At 60.0% G+C, this 2,719-nt stretch carries 4 protein-coding genes; all 4 read left to right on the forward strand.

The genetic code is table 11. From position 1 onward, the window contains the following. A partial coding sequence (locus tag V6767_RS22615; protein ID WP_448475492.1) for a hypothetical protein occupies positions 1–359 on the forward strand: 359 nt, incomplete at its 5' end. A 250-nt stretch (positions 360–609) separates the two neighbouring features. Next, positions 610–1,020, forward strand: a complete 411-nt coding sequence (tnpA, locus tag V6767_RS22620; protein WP_448475493.1) for an IS66-like element accessory protein TnpA — start codon at positions 610–612, stop codon at positions 1,018–1,020. Further along, positions 1,017–1,364 (forward strand): IS66 family insertion sequence element accessory protein TnpB, encoded by a 348-nt coding sequence (tnpB, locus tag V6767_RS22625; protein ID WP_448475494.1) that lies wholly within the window; start codon positions 1,017–1,019, stop codon positions 1,362–1,364. The genes tnpA and tnpB overlap by 4 nt, the downstream gene beginning before the upstream one ends. A 45-nt stretch (positions 1,365–1,409) precedes the next feature. Then, a partial coding sequence (tnpC, locus tag V6767_RS22630; protein WP_448475495.1) for an IS66 family transposase occupies positions 1,410–2,719 on the forward strand: 1,310 nt, incomplete at its 3' end.

Genomic DNA, 2,719 nt, shown 5'->3' on the forward strand with positions numbered 1-2,719 from the left:
GGTATCTCCTGTTCCCGGCATCTAAGCCGATCTCAGGCAGAAATTCCACTTATCCCCGCTGTGCAGATTTTCCGAACCACCTCTATGCAGCTATCGGGCTAGAATACGAACTGGTTAAGGGCGATGATTTGATATTTCAGTTCCCCTTTCCTCGACGGAACCGTCTAGATAGCCACGAAATTCTGGTGCTGCTTTCCATCATCCAGCACGCATACGCCATAGGCGACCGTGAAGGGGCGATTGTTGAGCTTGCTGACTTGAGCTGTTCCCTCACGGCAGAGGAGGCAAGTCCAGAGCGGATGCCGAAGGTTCGAGACCCACGCATTATCCGACTGTCGCCGGTGTTGTTTGTCAGATGAAGTTGCAATATCCGGAAATAGGCGATAACTGGCGGGAATCCGCGCGAATGCCTTATTTCTCGGGCAATCTGCCAGTATTCTTGGCCGCAACTCCGGGCATCGCCTTTGACAGATGAGGTTCTGATACTCCCTCCCCGAGCACGATCATCGTCCCGTCGCAGTCAAGCTTTTCGTAAGCCTCCGGTGAAGGCCGTCTTGCGAGATTGGCGTGAACATTGGAAGTCCTAGTGCAAACACTAGGAGTAGTCCTATGACCAAACATTCGATTGAAGTGATCACGTCTGTCGAGCGCCGTCGGCGCTGGTCTCGCGAGGACAAGGAGCGGCTGGTTGCCGCCTGCCTTGAGCCGGGTGCGGTTCTTTCCGAGATTGCGCGATCGGCCGGCATCCACGTGAGCCAGCTCTTTCGGTGGCGCAAGGAACTCTGCCGGCTCGAGGAGCCGTCGACGCCGGGATCGAGCACCTTGGTGCCCGTGATCGTTTCGGAGGCCGCGCCGGCAGCCCAGCCTGCTGCCTCAGAAGCGCCGGCCTCATCGCATCCCCGCCGGAAACGCAGCGATGTCCCGATTGATCTGGGCCGCGGTCGTCGTGTCCGCGTGGATAGCGACATCGACACGGAGGCACTTGGCCGCATTCTCGATTGTGTGCTGGGTCGGCGATGATCCCGGTTCCTGCTGGTGTGAAGGTCTGGCTGGCGACAGGCCACACGGACATGCACAAGGGCTTTCCCGGTTTGTCGTTGATGGTGCAGGAGACGCTGAAGCGCGATCCTATGTGTGGACACCTGTTCGTCTTCCGCGGTCGTGGCGGCGGCCTGATCAAGGTCATCTGGCATGATGGCCAGGGAGCGTGCCTGTTCACGAAGAAGCTGGAGCGGGGACGCTTCATATGGCCGTCGGCGGCCGATGGAACGGTGGTGATCACACCTGCGCAGCTCGGATATCTGCTGGAAGGGATCGACTGGCGGATGCCGCAAAAAACCTGGCGGCCGACCTCGGTCGGGTAAGTAAAAATGCTGGAATGACGGGAGCGAATATGATTCCATCACTCCATGAACGACGCGGCCCAACAGCTTCCTAAGGATCTTGCCAGTGCACTTGCTGCTCTGGCGCAAGAGCGAGCGCGTCGTGTTGCGGCCGAGGCCGAAGCGACGATAGCGAAGGCGGAAGCTGCCAGTGCAAAGGCGCTCGTGTCACATTCCGAGGCGCTGATCGCCCGGCTGAAGCTGGAGATCGAGAAGGTTCGCCGCGAGCTTTACGGCAGCCGCTCGGAACGCAAGGCGCGGCTTCTCGAACAGATGGAACTGCAGCTCGAAGAACTCGAAGCTGATGCCGGCGAAGATGAACTGGCAGCAGAGATTGCAGCCAGTGCCTCAACCGTCAGGACCTTCGAGCGTAAGCGTCCGTCACGCAAGCCCTTTCCCGAGCACTTACCGCGCGAACGTGTCGTTATCGCCGTCCCGGCCAGTTGTTCCTGCTGTGGATCGGCCAGGCTGTCAAAGCTCGGCGAGGATGTCACCGAGACCCTGGAGGTCATTCCGCGTCAGTGGAAGGTCATTCAGACCGTGCGGGAGAAGTTCTCCTGTCGTGAATGCGAGAAGATCACGCAGGCCCCAGCACCTTTCCATGTGACACCACGAGGCTTTGCCGGGCCCAACCTTCTGGCAATGATCTTGTTCGAGAAGTTCGCCCAGCACCAGCCGCTCAACCGTCAAAGCGAACGATATTCCCGTGAGGGGATCGATCTCAGCCTTTCGACCCTGGCCGACCAGGTTGGCGCGTGCGCTGCGGCCCTCAAGCCAATCCATTCGCTGATCGAGGAGCATGTTCTGGCCGCCGAGCGTCTGCATGGTGATGACACGACCGTGCCGATCCTGGCGAAAGGAAAGACCGATACGGGCCGCATCTGGACCTATGTCCGGGATGACCGACCATTTGGCGGACAGTCACCGCCCGCCGCCCTCTACTATGCCTCGCGGGACCGGCGACAGGAGCATCCCGAGCGCCACCTGAAGACCTACACCGGCATTCTGCAGACAGATGCCTATGGCGGCTACAATCCGCTGTTCAAAGCAGATCGCGATCCCGCGCCTCTGCGCCAGGCACTCTGCTGGGCACATTCGCGTCGCAAGTTCTTCGTGCTGGCCGACATCGCCACGAACGCCAAACGTGGTGGCAAAGCCGCGCCGATCTCGCCGATTGCGCTGGAGGCCGTCAAACGGATCGATCGCCTGTTCGACATCGAACGGGAGATCAACGGTCTTAGCCCCGCCCAACGCCTGGAGCGCCGCCACCAAGACAGCCAACCTGAACCGCTCCGGGTTTGCCGGAGGCTTGGTTTCAATAGTTACGCGGCTTGGAC

The sequence above is a fragment of the Martelella sp. FLE1502 genome, assembly GCF_053484255.1.

Excerpts from the sequence above, each read along its gene's own strand:
- tnpA (WP_448475493.1), top strand. The coding sequence starts at position 610 with ATGACCAAACATTCGATTGAAGTGATCACGTCTGTCGAGCGCCGTCGG.
- tnpB (WP_448475494.1), top strand. The coding sequence starts at position 1,017 with ATGATCCCGGTTCCTGCTGGTGTGAAGGTCTGGCTGGCGACAGGCCAC.